Raw genomic sequence first — 1,818 nt, 5'->3', positions numbered from 1 at the left:
CCTCGATGGCGCGGTAGGCGTTCGTGTCGCCGGTCAGGGTCAGGCGGACGACCGAGCGGCGGACGGACGGGGACGCCTCGTGGATGTCGTGGGCGTAGGCACGCAGCGCGTCGTTGATCCGCTCCCGGACTTCTCCCGCGTCGGCGGCGCCCTCGAGGTCGACGGCGAGCGCGTCGTAGCGGACGGTCGCGAGCGGGACCGGCGTCGCGCGCGTGGCTCCTTGTCCGAGCTCGACCAGCCACGCGTTGTGGACGCCGGCCTCGGAGGGTCCCAAGGGTTGAGGCGATCCCGGGACGATCACCAAGCGGTCGCCCTTGCGCTCGATGCGGGGAGAGTGGCCGCTCGCTACGAGCCACGCCGTGGCGTCCGTCTCCCACAGCGCGTCGAGGGTCACGGGCGCGTGGGCACCCGTCCCGCCGATCGTCCCGTGCAGGATGCCGATCGTCGGCAGGTCGTCGGCCTCGAGGTCGGGTCCGTCCTCGAGGGGCGAGGCGTGCACGTGGGGGCCAGCGAACGACCAGCCGGCGAGGTGGAGCACCGGCTCGCCTCGTTTCTCGAGCGTCATCGTCTCCCACGTCTCGCCGCGGCCCAGCAGGTGGACGAGCGGCGAGTCGACGGCGTCGATCACCTGGCCGAGCACGTCGTGGTCGTGGTCGCCGGCGACGGCGTAGACCGCCACGCCCGCGTCGGAGAGCCGGTGTAGCGCCCGCTCCAGGACGCCGAAGGCCTCGAAGTGCTTGTTGGCCTCGTCGGCCAGGTCCCCCACCAGCACGACCGCGTCGACGGCGCGCTCGATGGCCTGGTCGACCAAGGCCCGGACGACGGACTCGATGGAGAGGGCCGGGTCGTCGGGCGGGACCCGGGAGGGATACCGTCCGAGGTGGAGGTCGCCGCTGACGAGGAGGCGGACGCGCGCGGGCATGGTGAGCGGGGGGATGGCCGAATCTAGGGACAGCGATGTTCTCTCGTTCGGCACGTTGTCCACGGCCTCGAGGGCGAGCGCGCATGGGCCTCTCGCCTTGACTTGTCCTCGAGGGCGAGTCTCGCACGGTGTGGGTCTGTAGGGACGCACCGCTGGTGCGCCCATGCCGACCTCGATGCGCCGACCTCGATGCGCCGACCTCGAGGGAGGAATGCAGCCCCCCCGCGACCTGACAGGGGTGGGTATTTCGCTTCGAGCACGTCGTCCCCCGCCGTCGTCCCCGCGCACGCAGGGATACCGGAGTGCCGACCTCGAGAGCGCGTCGACCTCGAGGGCGCGTCGACCTCGAGGACGAGCCGGGCACGTCCATCGTCGGGACGCGACCGGGAGGTTTGGGAGCCACGCACGCTCTGGATTGGCTGCGTCGTCCTCGAGGACTCGGGTCCCGCCTCCGCGGGAAGGACTCGTGTGGGGGCGTGAGGCCGCTATCTACCCCTATCAGCCCACGCGAGGAGGACTGGTAGGTCTTCGCGCCGTACCAGATTGCCTGCCAACAACAAACAGTCATCCCCGCGAAGGCGGGGACCCATACGGTGCTGCTCGCGACCTCGAGGGCGGAACGGGCTTGGAGGTCGGCACTCTGGGTGGGCTGCGCCGTCCCTTCGGGGTCGGGGGACCACGCCGCGAAGGCGTAACGAACGACGGCTGGAGAGTGCGTGCGAGCGGAGAACGCACCGGACCCCCTCCTCACGTGGGGAGAGGGACTCAGTCTGGGGGCCTGGAGGGCGTTACTCGGCGCGCGCGGCGCGGTACTCGGAGCCGCCCATCGTGAACGTCAGGCCGGTCACGCGCTCGCCCTCGAGGTCGACCTCGAAGACGCCGTCCGTGTTGCGGAG

1 protein-coding gene is annotated in these 1,818 nt (G+C 71.3%); it reads right to left on the bottom strand.

Annotated features, from left to right (window positions below; genetic code table 11):
• A partial coding sequence (locus WBA11_RS05620) for a metallophosphoesterase family protein (RefSeq protein WP_424519734.1) occupies positions 1 to 922 on the bottom strand: 922 nt, incomplete at its 3' end.
• Positions 923 to 1,818: the final 896 nt, after the last annotated feature.

Origin of the sequence: Rubrivirga sp. (genome assembly GCF_049648075.1) — a bacterium.
Taxonomy (GTDB): Bacteria; Bacteroidota; Rhodothermia; order Rhodothermales; family Rubricoccaceae; genus Rubrivirga.
The sequence above is the reverse complement of the archived record's forward strand: the minus strand, read 5'-3'. Positions and strand labels throughout refer to the sequence as shown.